This window comes from Aquirufa sp. (assembly GCF_964796385.1).
On record NZ_CBAUBA010000005.1, the window covers coordinates 59,993 to 78,037 of the forward strand.

Sequence of the window (18,045 nt, forward strand, 5' to 3'; positions counted from 1 at the left end):
ACTTATCCGATTTGAAGGCGTGTTACAGGTGTGTTATTGACCAAATGCGATTCAGTAATCTCTTCTACATCCGAAAGCTGAACATTTCCATAAAATACGCCTTCTGGGTATACAACCAAGGTGGGCCCTTTTCCGCAAAAATCTAAACATCCTGCCTTTTGGATACGTATTTTGGTATCTAAGCCCTGTGCTGCCCAAGTTGATTTGAATTTGTCAATAAGTTCCATGCTATGACCTGAACCGCAACATTTTTTTGGGGCATCTTTGTCATTTGCGCAGATAAATACATGTTTTTCGAAGTGCATTAGGAGATAGGTTTAAGTTGAACAACAATAGGACAATGGTCAGAGTGCATCGCATCTGGTAATATATAGGCATTGTGAATACGTTCTTTTAACTTGTCTGAGGCAAGGTGGTAATCGATGCGCCAACCTAAATTTTTTCCTCGCGCACCGGCACGGTAGCTCCACCACGAATACTGATGTGGTTCGTCGGAACGAATCAGACGAAAAGTATCCACAAAACCATTTTGAATGAAGTTTTCCATCCATTCTCTTTCTTCGGGCAAAAATCCAGAACTAGTGGCATTTCCCTTTGGATTATGGATATCAATTGCGCGGTGACAAATATTATAATCACCTGAAATGATCAGATGCGGAATTTGAGTTCGTAATTTAGTTACATACGCATGGAAGTCGGCCAGCCAATCCATCTTGAATGCTTGGCGTTCATCCCCACTCGAGCCCGAGGGCATATAGACACTCATCACAGAAACATGCTCGAAGTCGATTCGGATAACGCGGCCTTCTGAATCGTATTTTTCAATTCCACATCCAATTTCAACATGATTTGGTTTGATTTTCGAAAATATGGCAACGCCAGAATAACCTTTTTTTTGCGCGGAGTGCCAATAGATGTGATAGCCCAAGGCTTCAATTTCTTGCGTGTCGACTTGCTCGCGTTCTGCTTTTAATTCTTGAATGCAAATGATATCAGCTGCTTGTTCCGCTAGCCAAGAAATAAAGCCTTTTTGGATGGCGGCACGAATGCCGTTAACATTATAGCTGATTATCTTCATGCCGATTAAAAGATTTCAGATTCAAAGTAATGCACAATATGTGCTTTCAGCAAGAGATCTTGTTCTTTTAAATTGAGGGTTGGCACAGGTGAAACTAAATTCCAGTGGGGCCATCCTTCAGAATCCAGCCCCTCTAAGGCATAAAATCCGCTATAACTGAGGACTTTACAGGTCGCAATGTGCATTAAATCTTGTTTTTGTTCCTTGGTAAAGTGCGCATGCCCTTGCCCCAACTCTTGTACCCCGATTAAAAATAAAACGGATTCTAAATCTGTTGGCCTTTTCTGAAACTGATTTTCAAAAAAGTCTAGGACCGCCTCAAATGAAGCGTGCACGATGGCGGGTTCAAATTCCATGGGAAAATTTAGGGAACGACAATAGAAACCTTGAATTTGGATGACTCCAACACAGCTTTTTGTCCTTTTGGATTGTTACCAATCAGCACGAGATTGCCCTCAATTTCGGTATCAGACAAATAGGTGATGTTTAGACGTCCCACCCCATTCTGTACACCCGAACTATCGGGCATTTTAGCTTCGTAAAAATTGTTTTTATTTCGGAAATCATCCACATTGTGAATGATATTGCCAATATTGCCAGACTCTCCATCTCCAGGAATAAAATACGTACCCGTACCTCTAAGTTGGAATATCTTCACATAAATTGTCTCTTTTGATTGCTGATTTGTAGCCGTCAAGCTTAACACTTTTTGGCCTGATTCAGATCGAATACTTGCAGAAACTGCATCGCATTGAATAACATGTTCGCCTTCGTGACCGAATTCTATTGTGCCAACTAAATAGCCTTTTTGCGTTGGGGTATCACTAAATGAATTCTCAAAACTGATAATTAAAACGAATAATCCTAGTCCAGTGTAAAGAAAATTCACAGGATTTTTAATGAAGGATAACACAAACGCTCCAATCCAGCTTGTTTTCACAAAACGCTTAAATCCATACTCACGGGAAGTAGAGTTGCTCATTGGGATGAACGTTTTTAAATGATTAGACCAAATTTATTAGGAAAACAAAAATACGACAAGTTATTTAACAGGCAAAGGTATTTATTGCGCATTTGAGAAATAAATTATTTTAAGGTCATTTGTTCCCGATGAAATGTAGGCAATGAGACACTGATTTGGTAAATTTGAAAACTTGTTGGCGTTGCAATCAGTTTAAATGCTAGTTAATTACTTAATTTGAGTTTCCATGAAATCATTTTCGATTCCTTCACTTTTCAAAAGTAATCTTATTGGTCGAATTAAAGAGGTTCGTCGACAACGTGATAAATTGAAACGAGACTTTAGCCCTTCAAAGTTAGATTTCGGGCCGATAGAGGTTCATCTTTCCCGTCATTTTGGATTTTGCTATGGGGTAGAAAATGCCGTCGAAACAGCCTACCGAATTATTGAAGAAAATCCAGATAAACGTATTTTTTTACTTTCCGAAATGATTCATAATCCAGCGGTTAACGCCGATTTGTTTGATAGAGGCGTACGATTTTTGCAGGACACCAAGGGGTTACCGCTTGTTCCATTTTCTGAGTTGAATGCAGCTGACATTGTGATAGTTCCAGCTTTTGGGACTACACTAGAAACACAACAAAGACTACAATTACAAGGAATTGATACGTATGCGTATGATACCACCTGCCCGTTTGTGGAAAAAGTTTGGAATCGGGCGGACGCAATTGGTAAAAATAATTACACGGTTATCGTTCATGGTAAACCAAGCCATGAAGAAACAAAAGCGACTTTCTCGCATTCGAAAGCAATTACGCCTACTTTAGTAATTAAGGATTTATCACAAGCCAAATTACTTGCTAATTATATACGCAAGGAAGGTGATGCAGATGAATTTTACGATATGTTTGATGGTCAATATTCTGTAGGGTTTAACCCCGATACTGATTTAGTTCGAATCGGGGTTGTTAATCAAACCACGATGCTCGCAACAGACACGCAAGAAATAGGTGAATATTTACGCGACGTATTAGTCGAGTTCTACCAATTAAGTCCAGATCAAGTTACTGAGCATTTTGCTGATACACGCGATACGTTATGTTATGCCACAAATGACAATCAAAGCGCGACCTACGGATTACTTGAAGTGGAAGCCGATTTTGCGCTAGTTGCAGGGGGGTATAATTCTTCAAATACGGCACATTTAGTTGACCTATGTGCCGAAAAATTACCCACTTATTTTATAAAATCTGCAGATCAACTCGTTTCCAATCGAGAGGTGATTCATTTTAACAATCGAAAAAAAGCAGAAGTGAATTCGGTGGATTACATTCCAAAAAAAGAAAAAATCGTCGTTTTGTTAACTTGCGGAGCCTCGTGCCCTGATGCAGTAATCGAGGAGATTCTCCGGAAATTAGTTTCTTTTTTCCCAAGTTCTGTTTCTCCAGATGATGTGGTCGAGGCGTGGGAAGCTACTTTAAAAAGTAGCTAAAATCTTATTTACCGCAGGGAGGTAGCCTTCTCCAAACAAATTCACATGCACCATAAGCGGATATAAATTGTATAACGGAATGCGTTCATGAAAACCCTTTTCTATTGGGAAATTTGCATGGTACGCATCGTAAAATTTTGTGTCAAAACCGCCAAACATCGTAGTAAATGCCAATTCTGCTTCACGGAATCCATAAAAACAACAGGGATCAACAAGTGTGATGAGTCCTTGATCATTTACCATGGCATTTCCCGACCATAAATCTCCATGGATCAGGGCCGGTGCCTCATGAGGTAATAAACTAGGTAATCGCTCATAAAGTGTTTCAAATTTTTCCGCTATTTCAGGTGTTATTTTTCGATCGTATAAGGCACGGCCAACTTGCTTTTTAAGGCGATTTTCGATAAAAAACGTTACTCCGTCCAAAGTCCAAGAATTTTCCTGGGGAGCTGCGCCTATAAAATTCGTATAGGCTAGTCCGTGTCCTTGTGCTGATGTATTTTGATGTAAATGGGCTAATTTTTCTCCAAAATCATGCCAATAATTTGCTTGTTTATCAGCCGATTCAATGCCTTCCATCATCAAATATTCTTTTTCTTCCAATTGGCCAACACCCAATACGCGCGGTACTTGGATTGCCCCAGTAGCGTGAATAGTTTCTAGATTTTTAGCTTCCGCCTCAAATAGGCCTTGATAATCTCCTTGCGTCCACTTAATGAAATATTCGGTATTTTTAATGCGCAGCCTTACCGCCAAATTAAAATTTCCCCCATAAAAAAATTGAAAGTCATCGATCTGGGCAGATTCCCCCGCATGTTTGCTCAGTATTTGGGCAATAAACTGATATTGTTCTTGGGATTGTTGTGACATAGCATTAGAATCGATGACAAATCTAGGAATTATTTTTCGGCTGCGCAGGTTTTTTGAAAAGTGGGACTGTGCTACATGGTTCACCAAAAAATATACTCTTAGCTACAGGTTGTAATTTTTGCATAAGTGCCACATAGGCATCCGTTGGCACAGCCTCCTTCGAACATCCTTTAATGACAATTCGTGTATCTTGAAAATCAGCCGCATTTAATTCCTCAATTTGAGCTAGATACAATGTTTTTTCTAAATCAGCCAGTGAGCCAAATACAATGGTATGTGCAACCGGATTGAGGTAGCTTGCGGCCAACATGTAGGCCCAGGTTGGGATAATTGCATCTGCAGAACAACCGATGGCGATGTGTTTGTCTTTGTAAACAGACCAATCGTTTCCGGATAAAAAATCACGGTAATCTTTCTCTTTAAGCGCTAAGCCCATAAAAAGAAGCGGAGCCAGGTCGAAAAACAACCGATCACCTGGCTTGCGCATGGTCTCTAAATCTAATTGAATTAAGCCACTTTGATTGACACGATTGATGATAGTTTCTTCCATATTAATTTTGGTGTGCTTTAGGTTTCGTACCCATAAACTCTTTTAAATAGTTGGGCTCCACCGTAACGATATGGGCGTATGCCTTTTTTTCAAATTGCTTAAATGCAAGCATTCCCATATTTCTTGCCTCTGGAAATGGATGCGCCTCTGAAAATTCAATTTTTGAATGTTGGCATGTTTCTCGCCATTTCATCGCGCCATTACCAAACGCAATCATTTGTCGGTCAATTTCCTGAAATGTATTCGGCTCCAAAATAACAGCTGCCGTATGCAGGACAGTTGAACCATCCCTCGGATCTAAAATAGTGGTGTAAACTTCCATCCGTCGCGCATCCAGCATAGGAAGCAATAGTTTATTACTACTCTTTTCTTCCCAAGCCGCAGCCAAGATTTCTAGTGTATGTAGTGTAATTAGCGGGATGTCTAGTCCAAAGCAAAGGCCTTTAGCTGTGGCTAATCCTATGCGTAAACCTGTGTAGGAACCGGGGCCATTGGAAATTGCAATCGCGGATAACTGACTTAATTGAATTCCAGATTGATTCAATGTTTTCTCGATAAGCCGGGTTAATTTTTTACCATGCACCCCATCCTCCTGAGATTCACACGAAAAGCATAATTGCCCCTCTTTATGGAGTGCCACAGAACAGAGAGGAGTTGTTGTTTCGATGGAAAGGATGTAACTCATTTGCTTATTTTGAAGTCAAAATGGTTTGATACGTATGTACTTTTTGTACTAATGCTACGCCTGCTTGAATCACCGGATCGTGCAGGGTTGACCATTGATTCACTCCTAGCTGTAAATAATAATGTAAGATAATTTCTTGACTCAGTAACTGCTTTAACTCAGCTTGATTAGCTTCTATTTCTTGATGCAACGCTAGTTTTTCATTTGCTTTGGTTGCGAGTAAAGTTTGATGTAATGAAGCGTAAGCAGGATTTTTTTCAGTCAAGGTCATTAATGATTTAACTTGTGAATGAATACTATTTTCAAACTTATAATCACTTTGGGCTAGCCAATTTTCAAAATTAGCCAGATCGGAATTTGTCAATTCAAATTGGGCTGCCGGAGAAATTGTAGGGTTTTTAACCCGATAGCTCAGCGCATAAAGATAGAGCTTGTATTGTTTAAGCAGAGACAGGATAAATGGGGATTGCAGCGATTTTTGAAAAACTTGATCGGGAGTAATGCCCCCACCGTCAACAACTTTGCGCCCATTTTTTGTAAGAAAAATGCGGTTTATTGAATCTGCATGAATAATAGCTGATCCATTTTTATATTCAACTGCTTGAATGCAGCGCCCACTTGGTGTATAATATTTCGCCGTGGTGATTTTAATTTTTGTATGAAATGGCAAATCACGCGTTACTTGTACAAGTCCTTTGCCATAGCTTTTCTGACCAATAATCACAGCCCTATCATAATCTTGAAGGACACCTGCTACGATTTCTGCTGCCGAAGCTGAATTTTTATTGATTAAAACGACGATTGGAGTTTCAGTATCAAAGCTCGCATTTAAGCCTTCGTACGATTTATTCCATTCTTCGATTTTTCCACGCGTTTCAACAATTTTGCTTCCTTTGGGTAGAAATAAATTACAAATATCGATTGCTTGTGTAAGCAAGCCCCCAGGGTTATTTCGTAAGTCCAAAATAAGCGATTTCATTCCCTCTTGTTTCAAAGAAATAAGCGCACTTTTCATCTCTTTGGCAGCACTCGCATTGAATTCATCTAATTGAATATACCCGACACCAGGCTGGATAATTCCATAATAGGTAACGTTTTTAATTTGTACGGTCGTACGCGTCAAGGTAAATGTTTGTGTGCTTTGCGCGCCAGGTCTTTGAATTTCGAGCACCAATGGGGAATTTGCAACACCTTTCATCAGTAGTGCAGGATCCTTTTCTGTTTTGTCAGTCATGCGAATATTATTGACTGCCACCAATTGGTCTCCGATATGTAAACCGGCCTTTTCGGCAGGGCTTGCTGATTCGATGAAGGTTATGTGATGCTTCTGATTAATTTCAGTAAGCTGAATGCCTATTCCTTGGTATTTCCCCGTGGTCATTAACAAAAAATCTTCTAATTCGTCCTCAGGGTAGAATACAGTATACGGGTCAAAGGATTTTAGTAAGGCATCAACTGACGTTTGCATCGCTTTCTTAGGATCTACTTCGTCAACGTAATATTTATTGAGCTCCTTGAAGACCGAAGCATAGATGTCTAGATTTTTGGCAATTTCAAATAAACGATCGTTTGAGGCAATAAAAGAAGCGCAGGCTAACGACACACCGAATATAATGCTGATACTAATTCGCGAATATTTTTTCTTTAAACTCATGATTTTGCCGTGCTAAACTCCTTTACTATGGATTCCATTCGTTTTTTGATCAGGTCATAAGGCTCAATAGCGGATCCAATATAAACAAAACCAATGTAGCAAGGAAGCGATTGAAAGTCTTCCCCTTCAAAAAAGGGCTTGGTAAGTCGGTAGGCCTCCCGGATCCGACGTTTAATCAGATTTCGATCTACGGCTTTTTTGAATTTTCGCTTAGGTACCGATATGACGATTTGAGGCGTATTAGGGCTCGATACTGAGGAATTTACTTGGTACAAAACTCGAAAAGGATAGACAAATCGGCTACGTACCGTTCGACTATCCTTTTGGAATAAAGAATCAATAATTTTAAGTTGCGTTAACCGCTCTGATTTCGGAAAATTGAATTTCACGGCAAGAATACTTTTTAAGTAACAGCTAGCCAGAAATCAGCTCTACTCTAATCTATGGCTTATTTACCTCTTTTCTCGTCAGAAACAGACAATTTATGACGACCTTTAGCGCGACGTGCTGTTAACACACGACGACCATTTGCAGTAGACATACGCTCACGAAATCCGTGTTTGTTCTTTCTTTTACGTACTGAGGGTTGAAAAGTTCTTTTCATTGCTTTATTAATTTAAATCCGATCGTTAGAATCGAATTGGGTTTGCAAAGGTACGTAAAAATATATTTTTGTCAAGCCCCAAGTAAAAAAAATATAATATTTAAATTTGTTCTTTGTCCCACGCCGTGAAAGTATCCATTTTAACTGTTGCCTATCAATCGGCTGCCACCTTACGGCAGACCATAGACAGCGTATTAGGTCAAGATTATTCCAATATTGAATATTGGGTCATTGATGGGGGTTCGACCGACGGAAGTGTGGAAATTCTAGAATCCTATGCTGGCCGAATTCAATATATTTCTGAAAAAGATTCCGGTATATACGATGCGCTTAATAAAGGACTTTCGCGTATCTCCGGTGAGATTGTTGGTGTAATTGGCGCCGATGATTTCTATCCCAGCCACGATGTAATTTCATCCGTCGTTTCTAGTTTTAATTCCAATCAAACTGATGCTATTTACGGTGATATTCAATTTGTTGATCCTGAATCAATGCGCGTAGTTCGGTATTGGAAAGCTGGAGCGTATCAAGTTAAAAATTGGCTTTACGGTTGGATGCCACCTCATTTATCTTTTTATGTACGGCGTGATGTATATGAGCGATTAGGAAATTACCGAACTGATTTTACGTGTGCTGCCGACTACGAGTGGATGTTGCGGGCATTATATAAAAATCGTATTTCGGTTACTTATTTGCCTAAGTTGCTGATGACAATGCGGAACGGAGGAACGAGCACCGCTTCATGGAGACACCGCTGGGTGGCTAATCGAGAGGATCGAAGAGCTTGGGCATTAAATGATTTAAAGCCGTATTTTTTTACGGTAACCCTTAAACCCATTCGTAAAATCATGCAACTGTTTCAATAAAAAAACCTCTTCAGTTTCCTAAAGAGGTTTTTTGTGTGCGAAGTCAAATGAAAGTTAAACTTTGATTTCAACATCAACACCTGAAGGCAATTCTAATTTCATCAACGCGTCTACTGTTTTGGCAGAGGAAGAGAAGATATCAATTAAACGCTTGTACGTACATAATTGAAATTGTTCACGCGCTTTCTTGTTCACGTGTGGTGAACGCAAAACGGTAAATTTCTCAATTTTTGTAGGTAATGGGATCGGGCCTGAAACGACAGCACCTGTGGCTTTAACCGCCTTAACGATTTTTTCAGCTGATTTGTCAACCAATGTGTGGTCGAACGATTTCAACTTAATGCGAATTTTTTGATTCATAAATTTGGTTCATTTAGTGAATACCGAGCGAAAGAACCATTAACTCCGCTGGGCATTAAATTCAGTTTGCAAAACTAAACTATAATTGGCTGACTACCAAATCCACTTAGAATTTTTGTCGGCCTATGGCTTGTTGTAATTCACGGTCAAAGATAGGCTTACGTGCCATAAACAATTTTGGATCCTGAGATAATGCATGATTCATAGCCTCTTTGGCATAATCGATTTCTCCTATTTTTAGTGCCTGAAGTGCATATATCCATTGAAATATAGCATCGTCTTCATTCCAACGTGCTGCTTGCAAGCTGGCCTCATAAGCTTGTTTTTCATATTTATTGGCATTTAAAATCAAGATAGCCTCTTGAAGAATATCCGCTTGGAAGGGGTAGGCCTCAATCGCATTTAGGGCTGATTTTAAGTCTTTGATCTGTATTTGACCGTGTGGCATGCGCATGGATTTATGCCAGAATTCTAGGATGTTTTTATAGGCGTCCAACTTTCCTGTTGCGTCAGAATCCACGAGAAGGCTAAGTTTTTCAAGTGCACGTAGTGGTTTGTTGTGGTAGTAGTCTTGCCATGCGTCAAGCAGTTGCAACTCAGGGAAGATGGTATTTCCGTACCCTTTTGCAATCCATCGCTGGGTTGGAAGTATTCCTAGTTTGCCTTTGAAATAAAGCATGGAGTTGTAGATGTTTGCCCAATCGCGTAAATCACCTGTTGGCTCAAGATTTTCAATTGAAGGGGTGTTGGTCGAAAAAGTGCCGTTTTTGAGTGAAATGGCAAGGTTATTTGTCCGAATTGACGGGTCATCTATTGGCAAATCTAGTAATGCCTTTTTCTTGGAATACAATAGGTTAGCTTGCGCCAGTGCATTTTTTGGAAAGGCTAACGCTACTTTTTGGTAAAAATACTGAGCAGAATCTATGAGGTTGAGGCTTTCGTAGGTGTGGGCCAGTTGGGTCAATATTTGAAGGTTGTTAGGGAATAGTTGATTCCCCTTTTGAAGGGTAAAAAGCGCCTGAAAAATCTGATTTTCTTTTTGAAATATGTTGGCTAATCCAATAAAACTAGCATATGTCGGATGTTTTAATTGGCTCGTACTTAAATAATAAGCCGCAGCTTCAAAATCGTTTGATTCGATCGCCAAATTAGCTAATCGAAAGCTGCTCTGACCGTTTAGTTTACTATGCCCCATGGCTTTATGGTAGTCAAATTCTGCCTGCTTTTTATCTTGGAATAACCAGGCGATATCGCCTGATTGGTTGGCGATTGCTGCTTTTGTTTGATGCAAAGCACTTCCGTTTCGGGCAAATACCCATGCAAGACCAAGAATACATACGCCGATGTAAATTAAATTTATTGGGACTCTTGGCGCCTTGTGTGTAATTTTATGGACCGGTAAATTTTGCTGAATGGGCGATTGAAAATTACTTAGCAAGAATAAGGGAAATAAAAATGCCATAATTATTTGACATATCAAGATCCAATGTTGGCTTGCCGCGATGCCAGCATCGTTCCCCAACGACGCCCAAGTAAAAAGTGTGGTAATGGCCAAGGTTGCAAGGCCCATGCGAAGAAGTGTATTAATCTTATTGTTCCATATAAATAAAACCCAGGCCGCAATTCCGAAGAGTAATGGCGGAATGGATATGCTTAGATCCCAATAAAGGTGCGTTTTTCCGTAACTCAGTAATATATTTACGAGATAAAATCCCCCTAAAATCAACCAGTTTTTTTGGCTTTGGGAGTAGCTTTGGGAGTGGCCCAACTGAAAAATTAATTGTGGAATTGCTGCAGACGATAAGACAGTGATTGCGAGGATAGCTAAAATGCCGAGTAGGTTTATGAGCTCAGCGAGCAATTGAAAAGATTCTAAGGAATTAATTTTGGGAGAATTCAAGCTAATGATGCCTATGCCGAGTACTAAGCCGGCTAAAAGAAATGCCCATGAAATTTTTGTGATTTCTTTGAAATATAAAACGAGGATAATTAATCCAACTACAGAAAGGATGCAAGATATTAGTAGTGGCCAAACGGTAGGCATATTAATGGCCAAATCAAATGATTGGCGGACAAATAAGATGGTCGTTTTTAATTCTAAAGCTTGGTTTTGATCGACAATTCCTTGGTCTGGAATTAATTCACTTAATTCTTTAACTTGAATAAGTTCGGGTTTTAGCCAGAAAAAAAATACGAGGCAAGCGAGGCAAAGGAAGCTTAGAAGGCTAAGAACTATCGTTTGAATTTTTTGTTGCACGATTTTGGCTTATTTTTAAAAATCTAATTTCTACATAAACTTTAATTCATTCAAAGAATCGGGCCGATATTGTCAAAAAAAAGGAGAAAAATACAATATCCGTTTTGCATATTGGAATTTACACACTAATTTTGCAGTTCGAATGGATATCTCATTTTCATATAATTATTTTTCAAATGGCAAACGCAGTTAATAAAGGGAGAGTTGCTCAAGTTATTGGGCCGGTAGTCGATGTAAGTTTCGAGGGAGAAGGGTCGCATTTACCAGCAATTTTAAGTGCCCTTTCTGTTACTAAATCAAATGGTCAGCATCTAATTTTAGAGGTTCAACAACATTTAGGCGAAGATCGTGTAAGAACGATCGCGATGGAGGGTACGGAAGGTCTTCAACGAGGCCAAGAGGTGATTGACAAAGGAACTCCAATGATGATGCCTACTGGTGAGGGGATTAAGGGTCGTTTGTTCAATGTGGTAGGAGATGCTATTGATGGCATTCCTCAGCCTAAGTCTGATAAGGGATTGCCGATTCACCGTGCTGCGCCGAAATTTGATGAATTAGCAACAACGACAGAGGTATTATTTACAGGAATTAAAGTAATTGACTTGTTAGCTCCTTACGTTAAGGGAGGTAAAATTGGTTTGTTCGGTGGTGCCGGTGTAGGCAAGACCGTATTGATTATGGAGTTGATTAATAATATTGCGAAGGCTTACGAGGGTTTATCTGTGTTTGCAGGAGTAGGTGAGCGTACGCGTGAGGGGAATGACTTACTACGTGAGATGATTGAGTCTGGCGTTATTAAATATGGTGAAGAATTTAAGCATGCGATGGAAGCAGGAGAGTGGGATTTATCAAAAGTAGATCAAACTGAATTAGCGAAGTCGCAAGCTACATTAGTGTTCGGCCAGATGAATGAGCCTCCTGGAGCACGTGCTCGTGTGGCTTTGTCAGGTTTAACTGTTGCGGAGCACTTCCGTGATGGTGATGGTGAAGGTCAAGGACGTGATATTTTGTTTTTTATTGATAATATCTTCCGTTTTACGCAAGCAGGTTCTGAGGTTTCTGCCCTTTTGGGTCGTATGCCATCTGCCGTGGGTTACCAGCCAACGTTGGCAACGGAGATGGGAGCGATGCAAGAGCGTATTACATCTACGAAGCGTGGTTCGATTACATCTGTGCAAGCGGTTTACGTACCTGCCGATGACTTAACAGATCCAGCGCCGGCAACAACGTTTGCCCACTTAGATGCTACGACGGTATTGTCTCGTAAAATTGCTGAATTAGGTATTTATCCGGCGGTGGATCCATTGGATTCGTCATCTCGTATTTTATCTGCTGAGGTTTTGGGTGATTCGCACTACAATACAGCTCAACGTGTTAAAGAGATTTTGCAACGCTACAAAGAGTTACAAGACATTATTGCCATCTTAGGCTTGGACGAATTATCTGAGGAAGATAAATTAGTTGTTTCACGCGCGCGTCGTGTTCAGCGGTTCTTGTCTCAGCCTTTCTTTGTGGCGGAACAATTTACTGGCTTAAAAGGCGTTCTTGTTGATATCAATGATACCATCACAGGATTTAATGCCATCATAGATGGAGAATATGATTATTTGCCAGAAGCGGCATTCAACTTGGTAGGTACTATCGAGGATGCGGTAATTAAAGGAGAAAAATTGATTGCGGAAGCTGCCAAATAAATTGAACTATGTTTGTAGAAATAATTACCCCAGATCGTAAAGTTTTTGCTGGAGAGGCATCTGTTGTCACTTTGCCAGGCGTGGATGGTTCTTTTCAAATTTTGAATGATCACGCGGCTTTAGTAAGTACACTTGAAAAAGGTGCGCTTACGGCTGATAAAGAAGTTTTTCAAATTGAAGGCGGTGTCGTTGAAGTATTAAACAATAAAGTTTTAATCCTTGCCGAAGGCATAAATTAATCATCTATGAAGCGTCTTGCGATTTTATTGGTTGGTTTGGGGATGCTGTCTTCTTGTTCAGAAAAGACGCAACTTACGGGTTCGTTGATGACATTAATCAAAGAAAACCAATTACCGTTAGAAAAAATCCAGTTCTACAACGACAATGCCTTGTTTTTGGAACGTGAATTAAATGCATCTGATGCGAATGTGAAGTCTGGAAAGGTAGTGATTGTCAATGGCAAGTCGATAAATCGTGTAAATCTTGAACCACAAACACCAGGTGTTTTAATCAAAGAGCAACAAGAGCAGTTATTGGTATCATTCGAAGCTGGTGCTGGTATTGAGAAAAGCTTACATTTTGCGCCTGTTTTAGGGGAGCGCGGGGAGTATTTTTATCAATTAGTTGATGATTTAGGTAGTCCTACTTTTTCGCGTTTGCAATATGATGGTAATAAGTATCTATTATACAATAAGAAAAAAGTTCGTTTGTTGATTATGAAATCTTCATTCTCAGGTTTGAAGGTCAATAGCAAACGTATGCGCGGAAATCGAATTAAATAAGTTGATTTAACAAATTTTGAAAATAGGATGCTTGCATCCTATTTTTTTTTGTCTCAAATTTACTTTGGTATGCGCGCATACGCGAAAATTTATGAAAGCAGAAAAAACAATCGATTTTCAAATTAAGTCTAGTTGGTACGCTATTTCGCGCATGTACAACACATTTTCCGCACAATTTGACATGACCATGGCTATCGGCTATGTGCTGTTGCACATAGACAAAGAGGGCACGTCTGCGACTAAGATTGCACCTGCGTTAGGATTAGAGTCAAGGAGTTTAACGCGCATGTTGAAGACTTTGGAGGACAAAAAGTGGATTCGTCGGGAGGCGAATTATGCGGATAAGCGTGTGGTTAAAATATTCCTAACTGATTTGGGCAAACAAAAGCGTGATCAGGCAAGACAGGGAGTCATTTTGTTTAATGAACTTGTTTATCAGCGTTTAGGAGAGCAAAAAATTGCTGATTTTTTTGAGGTCATTGGTGCGATTAATCAAATCTTGGAGAAAGAGTCAAATACCATTTTTGAGTCAGTGTCAACAAAATTAAAAATAAAGCCATGAGTAGTTTAACCGCCATAAAAGGAGGTGAATTTTTGATTCGCCCGGTAGTGCCATCGGAGGTGTTCATCCCGGAGGATTTTACGGAAGAACAAAAAATGATTGGTCAAACTTGTCTTGATTTCATTAAGACTGAGGTTCATCCTATTTTGGATGAAATTGATTACGCAACAGATACTTCTGTGATGGTTGGCTTATTGGACAAGGCGGGAGAATTAGGATTATTAGGAACATCAGTTCCTGAGGAATATGGTGGCTTTGGGATGGATTTTAATACATCCATGCTTGTGGCAGAAGCTTGCGGAGCCGGACATTCATTTGCAGTAGCGTTGTCGGCCCACACCGGCATAGGAACATTACCTATTGTATACTATGGCACGGAGGCACAAAAGCAAATGTATCTGCCCAAATTAGCAACTGGGGAGTGGAAGGCTGCGTATTGCTTGACAGAGCCTGATTCTGGATCTGATGCGAATGCTGCAAAGACGAAAGCGAGGTTAAATGAAGCTGGTACACATTATGTAGTTAATGGTCAAAAGATGTGGATAACGAATGGTGGGTTTGCAGATTTGTTTATTGTGTTTGCGAAGATAGCGGAGGACAAAAAATTGACTGCATTTCTGGTTGAAAAGACATTTCCGGGAATTACGATGAATGCGGAAGAACATAAAATGGGGATTAAAGGGAGCTCGACGCGTCAGGTTTTTTTTACGGACTGTGAGGTACCGGTAGAAAATTTATTGTTTGAACGTCAGGGGGGCTTTAAGATTGCGGTGAATATTTTAAATATTGGTCGGATTAAACTGGCGGCTGCAGTTTTGGGAGGTGCTAAGCAAGTGGTGGATCAAGCAGTAAATTATGCGCGTGATCGGAAACAGTTTGGTCAATCAATACATGTATTTGGTGCGATACAGGCAAAGATGGCTTCGATGATTGTGAAAATATATGCTTCAGAATCAGCTTCGTATCGGGCGGGGCAAAACATTGATGAGTCGATTCTTAGTTTGAAAGCTGCCGGTATGTCTGATGCTGAAGCTAAGTTAAAAGGGGTTGAACAATTTGCTATTGAATGTGCTATTTTAAAAGTCCATGCTTCTGAGGTTCTTGATTATGTGGTTGATGAAGGTGTTCAGATTTTCGGTGGTATGGGATTTTCGGCTGAGGCACCTATGGAGCGAGCCTATCGAGATTCGCGTATAAATCGCATTTTTGAAGGAACAAATGAAATTAACCGATTGCTTGCGATAGGAACAGTTTTAAAGCGGGCGATGAAAGGGGAAATTGAATTAATGCCAGCAGCTATGGCGGTAGGGAAAGAGATTTTAGGGGTACCTGATTTTAGTACTTCAGTGCCCGATGGAATATTTGGAAGAGAATATCAGGTGATTACGAATTTAAAGAAAGCTATTTTGATGGTTGCAGGGGCGGCTTTACAAAAATTCACTACGGCTATTGAGAACGAGCAGGAAATATTGATGGGGGTATCTGATATGATGATTGAAGTTTATATAGCGGAGTCAACTTTAGCTCGAGTGGATAAATTAATTACACGCGATGGCCAAGATAAACATCAGGTAGCGTATGAATGTGCGCTCGTTTACCTTCACGAGGCCGTTGAAAAGATTCATTATTCGGGGAAAGAAGTGATTATGGGTTTTGCGAAAGGGGATGAGTTGACTGTATTATTGATGGGGCTAAAACGTTTTACGAAAATAGCTCCAAAGAATTTGATTGAATCAAGGCGTATGATTGCTCAGGCTGCAACTGTAAAAAATGGATATATTTTTTAATTTTTTTCGCTTTTAAGGACAATTTATATATTTTTCATTTATACTTTTGCGGAAGTCTCATTTACTATAGTTACTTAACTTAAACTTTTTATGAAAAAACTACTCTTAGTCTTGGCGATGATGCCCTTTTTCTTTTCGTGTTCGAGCAAAAAAAAGATGGCTGAATTACAATCACGTTTAACAGAATTACAAACTAGCAGTGATCAAGCCGTGTCACGTGCTAAATCAGATTTGGCTGATTGCCAGTCATTAACAGCGAGTCTTCAAGGGGAGATTAAGAAAAGAGATGCTGATCTAGAATCAAGAACAGCAGCCTTGAAGTCAATTCAAGAGCAATTAGATTACATGAAGAAAACAAATACAAATTTGTTGGATCGCTTATCTGATCTTTCTGTAATTAACAAATCAGGTGCTGAGAGTATTCGCAAGTCATTAGATGCATTGAACGAACAAGGTAAGTACATCAAGGATTTGAATTCATCAATACAAAAGAAAGACTCTGTAAACTTATCATTGGTTATGAATTTAAAGCGTTCTTTGGCTGATATTAATGATGAAGATGTAACAGTTGAAGTGAAAAAAGGAGTCGTATACATCTCAATTTCTGATAAACTAATGTTTGCCTCTGGTTCTGCGAATGTGAATTCAAAAGCTGAAGCCGTTCTTGCGAAGGTTGCGAAGGTAGTAAATGATCACAAAGATTTGGATATTTTAGTAGAGGGCCACACGGATGCGGTGCCAATTTCTACTCCTGAATTCAAGGACAACTGGGATCTTTCGGCAAAGCGTGCTACTTCAGTAGTTCGTCTATTGCAATCGAAATTCGGTGTTGATCCGGAGCGAATGACTGCAGGTGGTCGTGGCGAGTTCGTGCCTCAATCAGGTAACAATAGCCGCGCAGGTCGTAAGCAAAACCGTCGTACGGAAATAATCGTAACGCCTAAATTGGATCAATTCTTTAATTTAATGGCGCCGCCAACTTCTGGAAATTAATTAAGAAATATTTTGTTTTGAAGGCCTCATGTAATGTGAGGCCTTTTTTTATGCGAACGTTCTTCGAACGAAATCTAGTTTCCGACGCGATATCGGCAAAGTAGTTCCAAGTGCAGTAGGAACTTCTGTTGCTCCTTTGGAATCAAATGCAGGAATATTATCCTTATTAACTAAATAGGACTTGTGTATTCTTATAAATTGATTCATTCGCAATTGAGCTTCGAACTTTTTAAGTGTTTTTGCCATAACCACCTGTTTTAGATTCTTTAGGTGGATAATACTATAATTTCCCTTTCCTTCGATGTAGACAATCGTGTTTACTGGACAGTTTTCGATACCTGGTAATTTGATGTCAATTTTCATACGTTTGAGCAATTAGACTTTTAATCGATACAAACCTAGAGATTTGATGCAATGTACAGCAAAATGACTTATCTAACGGTTGGTTTTTTATCAAGTGGCCGTTTTTGACGTTATATAATGCAAAAAGGCCTTCGAATGAAGACCTTTTTTCTCTGTAGCGGGGGCCAGACTCGAACTGACGTCCGTCAGCTGACGGATATGAGCCCAACGAGCTATTTGATTAATTCACGTAGAAACATTCTACCTCTATTTGATTTTAATTCTTTTTCTCTATGCATAGCCGCTGTTTTCGTTTCAAAAAAATCTACATAAATCACTTTCCACGGTCTATATTTCACAGTAAATCCACTATTTGCCAATGAATTATGGGAGTGGAATCTACTGATTAAATCTCGGGTAAACCCAATATATAGTATATCGAATTTCACAGAATAAAGTGCATAAGTAACAAACATAGGATTAGCAGTGGTTAGAAAGAAACTAAAAA

General features: G+C 39.6%; 22 protein-coding genes. 8 read left to right on the plus strand and 14 right to left on the minus strand.

Going from position 1 to position 18,045, the window contains the following annotated elements:
* Nucleotides 1-2: 2 nt before the first annotated feature.
* The 4 genes from AC1W6K_RS03110 to AC1W6K_RS03125 are packed head-to-tail and all read right to left on the minus strand — an operon-like array spanning nucleotide 3 to nucleotide 2,060.
* Entirely contained in the window at nucleotides 3-305 is a 303-nt protein-coding gene (locus AC1W6K_RS03110; protein ID WP_395782989.1) for a (2Fe-2S) ferredoxin domain-containing protein, read from the minus strand.
* Nucleotides 305-1,078 (minus strand): exodeoxyribonuclease III, encoded by a 774-nt coding sequence (locus AC1W6K_RS03115; protein WP_481946410.1) that lies wholly within the window; start codon nucleotides 1,076-1,078, stop codon nucleotides 305-307. The genes AC1W6K_RS03110 and AC1W6K_RS03115 overlap by 1 nt, the downstream gene beginning before the upstream one ends.
* A gap of 5 nt (nucleotides 1,079-1,083) precedes the next feature.
* Nucleotides 1,084-1,434, minus strand: a complete 351-nt coding sequence (locus AC1W6K_RS03120) for a hypothetical protein (protein WP_481721773.1) — start codon at nucleotides 1,432-1,434, stop codon at nucleotides 1,084-1,086.
* 8 nt (nucleotides 1,435-1,442) lie between these two features.
* Nucleotides 1,443-2,060, minus strand: coding sequence for a hypothetical protein (locus AC1W6K_RS03125; protein ID WP_481721771.1), 618 nt, complete (start codon nucleotides 2,058-2,060; stop codon nucleotides 1,443-1,445).
* Between the two features lie 226 nt (nucleotides 2,061-2,286).
* On the opposite strand from AC1W6K_RS03125, the gene AC1W6K_RS03130 reads away from it, so the two are divergent.
* Nucleotides 2,287-3,531, plus strand: a complete 1,245-nt coding sequence (locus AC1W6K_RS03130) for a 4-hydroxy-3-methylbut-2-enyl diphosphate reductase (protein WP_481721769.1) — start codon at nucleotides 2,287-2,289, stop codon at nucleotides 3,529-3,531.
* Here the strand turns inward: AC1W6K_RS03130 and AC1W6K_RS03135 are convergent.
* Genes AC1W6K_RS03135 through rpmH form a run of 6 tightly spaced genes read right to left on the minus strand, consistent with a single transcriptional unit; the run spans nucleotide 3,517 to nucleotide 7,894 of the window.
* Nucleotides 3,517-4,401 carry a fructosamine kinase family protein gene (locus AC1W6K_RS03135; protein ID WP_481721767.1) on the minus strand — a complete coding sequence of 295 codons (885 nt, stop codon included), beginning with the start codon at nucleotides 4,399-4,401 and terminating at the stop codon, nucleotides 3,517-3,519. The two genes, AC1W6K_RS03130 and AC1W6K_RS03135, sit on opposite strands and share 15 nt — an antisense overlap.
* Before the next feature lie 22 nt (nucleotides 4,402-4,423).
* On the minus strand, nucleotides 4,424-4,951 hold the full coding sequence (locus AC1W6K_RS03140) for a DUF2480 family protein (RefSeq protein ID WP_481721765.1): 528 nt from the start codon (nucleotides 4,949-4,951) through the stop codon (nucleotides 4,424-4,426).
* Between the two features lies 1 nt (nucleotide 4,952).
* The gene (gene tsaB / locus AC1W6K_RS03145; RefSeq protein WP_481946411.1) at nucleotides 4,953-5,636 is read right to left on the minus strand and encodes a tRNA (adenosine(37)-N6)-threonylcarbamoyltransferase complex dimerization subunit type 1 TsaB; all 684 of its coding nucleotides are present in this window, start codon (nucleotides 5,634-5,636) and stop codon (nucleotides 4,953-4,955) included.
* 4 nt (nucleotides 5,637-5,640) lie between these two features.
* On the minus strand, nucleotides 5,641-7,290 hold the full coding sequence (locus AC1W6K_RS03150; RefSeq protein WP_481946412.1) for a S41 family peptidase: 1,650 nt from the start codon (nucleotides 7,288-7,290) through the stop codon (nucleotides 5,641-5,643).
* Nucleotides 7,287-7,679: a ribonuclease P protein component gene (gene rnpA, locus AC1W6K_RS03155; RefSeq protein WP_481721759.1), complete on the minus strand. Its 393-nt coding sequence runs from the start codon at nucleotides 7,677-7,679 to the stop codon at nucleotides 7,287-7,289. Before rnpA ends, AC1W6K_RS03150 begins: the two co-directional genes overlap by 4 nt.
* Before the next feature lie 59 nt (nucleotides 7,680-7,738).
* Nucleotides 7,739-7,894 carry a 50S ribosomal protein L34 gene (rpmH, locus tag AC1W6K_RS03160; protein ID WP_127802947.1) on the minus strand — a complete coding sequence of 52 codons (156 nt, stop codon included), beginning with the start codon at nucleotides 7,892-7,894 and terminating at the stop codon, nucleotides 7,739-7,741.
* A gap of 113 nt (nucleotides 7,895-8,007) precedes the next feature.
* Between rpmH and AC1W6K_RS03165 the strand changes: the two genes are divergently transcribed.
* Nucleotides 8,008-8,760, plus strand: a complete 753-nt coding sequence (locus AC1W6K_RS03165) for a glycosyltransferase family 2 protein (RefSeq protein ID WP_481721756.1) — start codon at nucleotides 8,008-8,010, stop codon at nucleotides 8,758-8,760.
* Between the two features lie 54 nt (nucleotides 8,761-8,814).
* Here AC1W6K_RS03165 and rpsJ read toward each other — a convergent pair whose 3' ends face one another.
* Both rpsJ and AC1W6K_RS03175 read right to left on the minus strand, forming a co-directional pair.
* The gene (gene rpsJ / locus AC1W6K_RS03170) at nucleotides 8,815-9,120 is read right to left on the minus strand and encodes a 30S ribosomal protein S10 (protein ID WP_092014386.1); all 306 of its coding nucleotides are present in this window, start codon (nucleotides 9,118-9,120) and stop codon (nucleotides 8,815-8,817) included.
* Nucleotides 9,121-9,226: 106 nt separating this feature from the next.
* A complete protein-coding gene (locus tag AC1W6K_RS03175; protein ID WP_481946413.1) occupies nucleotides 9,227-11,377 on the minus strand; it encodes a tetratricopeptide repeat protein in 2,151 nt (716 codons plus the stop codon).
* A gap of 176 nt (nucleotides 11,378-11,553) precedes the next feature.
* Here AC1W6K_RS03175 and atpD point away from each other — a divergent pair, with 176 nt between their 5' ends.
* The 6 genes from atpD to AC1W6K_RS03205 all read left to right on the plus strand — a co-directional run bounded on the left by atpD (nucleotide 11,554) and on the right by AC1W6K_RS03205 (nucleotide 17,195).
* A complete protein-coding gene (atpD, locus tag AC1W6K_RS03180; protein WP_395782965.1) occupies nucleotides 11,554-13,071 on the plus strand; it encodes a F0F1 ATP synthase subunit beta in 1,518 nt (505 codons plus the stop codon).
* A gap of 8 nt (nucleotides 13,072-13,079) precedes the next feature.
* A complete protein-coding gene (locus AC1W6K_RS03185; protein ID WP_481946414.1) occupies nucleotides 13,080-13,310 on the plus strand; it encodes a F0F1 ATP synthase subunit delta/epsilon in 231 nt (76 codons plus the stop codon).
* A 6-nt stretch (nucleotides 13,311-13,316) separates the two neighbouring features.
* Nucleotides 13,317-13,853 (plus strand): hypothetical protein, encoded by a 537-nt coding sequence (locus AC1W6K_RS03190; protein WP_481946415.1) that lies wholly within the window; start codon nucleotides 13,317-13,319, stop codon nucleotides 13,851-13,853.
* A 91-nt stretch (nucleotides 13,854-13,944) separates the two neighbouring features.
* Nucleotides 13,945-14,415 carry a MarR family winged helix-turn-helix transcriptional regulator gene (locus AC1W6K_RS03195; protein WP_395782959.1) on the plus strand — a complete coding sequence of 157 codons (471 nt, stop codon included), beginning with the start codon at nucleotides 13,945-13,947 and terminating at the stop codon, nucleotides 14,413-14,415.
* Nucleotides 14,412-16,202, plus strand: coding sequence for an acyl-CoA dehydrogenase family protein (locus tag AC1W6K_RS03200; protein ID WP_481946416.1), 1,791 nt, complete (start codon nucleotides 14,412-14,414; stop codon nucleotides 16,200-16,202). The genes AC1W6K_RS03195 and AC1W6K_RS03200 overlap by 4 nt, the downstream gene beginning before the upstream one ends.
* 90 nt (nucleotides 16,203-16,292) lie before the next feature.
* Nucleotides 16,293-17,195: an OmpA family protein gene (locus tag AC1W6K_RS03205; protein WP_481722116.1), complete on the plus strand. Its 903-nt coding sequence runs from the start codon at nucleotides 16,293-16,295 to the stop codon at nucleotides 17,193-17,195.
* A gap of 48 nt (nucleotides 17,196-17,243) precedes the next feature.
* On the opposite strand, the gene AC1W6K_RS03210 is transcribed toward AC1W6K_RS03205, so the two are convergent.
* Both AC1W6K_RS03210 and AC1W6K_RS03215 read right to left on the minus strand, forming a co-directional pair.
* Nucleotides 17,244-17,558, minus strand: a complete 315-nt coding sequence (locus AC1W6K_RS03210) for a LytR/AlgR family response regulator transcription factor (protein ID WP_481722114.1) — start codon at nucleotides 17,556-17,558, stop codon at nucleotides 17,244-17,246.
* A gap of 212 nt (nucleotides 17,559-17,770) precedes the next feature.
* Nucleotides 17,771-18,013, minus strand: coding sequence for a GIY-YIG nuclease family protein (locus tag AC1W6K_RS03215; protein ID WP_481722112.1), 243 nt, complete (start codon nucleotides 18,011-18,013; stop codon nucleotides 17,771-17,773).
* Nucleotides 18,014-18,045 lie beyond the last annotated feature (32 nt).

Excerpts from the sequence above, each read along its gene's own strand:
- AC1W6K_RS03110 (WP_395782989.1), bottom strand. The coding sequence starts at position 305 with ATGCACTTCGAAAAACATGTATTTATCTGCGCAAATGACAAAGATGCC.
- AC1W6K_RS03115 (WP_481946410.1), bottom strand. The coding sequence starts at position 1,078 with ATGAAGATAATCAGCTATAATGTTAACGGCATTCGTGCCGCCATCCAA.
- AC1W6K_RS03120 (WP_481721773.1), bottom strand. The coding sequence starts at position 1,434 with ATGGAATTTGAACCCGCCATCGTGCACGCTTCATTTGAGGCGGTCCTA.
- AC1W6K_RS03125 (WP_481721771.1), bottom strand. The coding sequence starts at position 2,060 with ATGAGCAACTCTACTTCCCGTGAGTATGGATTTAAGCGTTTTGTGAAA.
- AC1W6K_RS03130 (WP_481721769.1), top strand. The coding sequence starts at position 2,287 with ATGAAATCATTTTCGATTCCTTCACTTTTCAAAAGTAATCTTATTGGT.
- AC1W6K_RS03135 (WP_481721767.1), bottom strand. The coding sequence starts at position 4,401 with ATGTCACAACAATCCCAAGAACAATATCAGTTTATTGCCCAAATACTG.
- AC1W6K_RS03140 (WP_481721765.1), bottom strand. The coding sequence starts at position 4,951 with ATGGAAGAAACTATCATCAATCGTGTCAATCAAAGTGGCTTAATTCAA.
- tsaB (WP_481946411.1), bottom strand. The coding sequence starts at position 5,636 with ATGAGTTACATCCTTTCCATCGAAACAACAACTCCTCTCTGTTCTGTG.
- AC1W6K_RS03150 (WP_481946412.1), bottom strand. The coding sequence starts at position 7,290 with ATGAGTTTAAAGAAAAAATATTCGCGAATTAGTATCAGCATTATATTC.
- rpmH (WP_127802947.1), bottom strand. The coding sequence starts at position 7,894 with ATGAAAAGAACTTTTCAACCCTCAGTACGTAAAAGAAAGAACAAACAC.
- rpsJ (WP_092014386.1), bottom strand. The coding sequence starts at position 9,120 with ATGAATCAAAAAATTCGCATTAAGTTGAAATCGTTCGACCACACATTG.
- atpD (WP_395782965.1), top strand. The coding sequence starts at position 11,554 with ATGGCAAACGCAGTTAATAAAGGGAGAGTTGCTCAAGTTATTGGGCCG.
- AC1W6K_RS03185 (WP_481946414.1), top strand. The coding sequence starts at position 13,080 with ATGTTTGTAGAAATAATTACCCCAGATCGTAAAGTTTTTGCTGGAGAG.
- AC1W6K_RS03190 (WP_481946415.1), top strand. The coding sequence starts at position 13,317 with ATGAAGCGTCTTGCGATTTTATTGGTTGGTTTGGGGATGCTGTCTTCT.
- AC1W6K_RS03195 (WP_395782959.1), top strand. The coding sequence starts at position 13,945 with ATGAAAGCAGAAAAAACAATCGATTTTCAAATTAAGTCTAGTTGGTAC.
- AC1W6K_RS03200 (WP_481946416.1), top strand. The coding sequence starts at position 14,412 with ATGAGTAGTTTAACCGCCATAAAAGGAGGTGAATTTTTGATTCGCCCG.
- AC1W6K_RS03205 (WP_481722116.1), top strand. The coding sequence starts at position 16,293 with ATGAAAAAACTACTCTTAGTCTTGGCGATGATGCCCTTTTTCTTTTCG.
- AC1W6K_RS03210 (WP_481722114.1), bottom strand. The coding sequence starts at position 17,558 with ATGAAAATTGACATCAAATTACCAGGTATCGAAAACTGTCCAGTAAAC.
- AC1W6K_RS03215 (WP_481722112.1), bottom strand. The coding sequence starts at position 18,013 with ATGTTTGTTACTTATGCACTTTATTCTGTGAAATTCGATATACTATAT.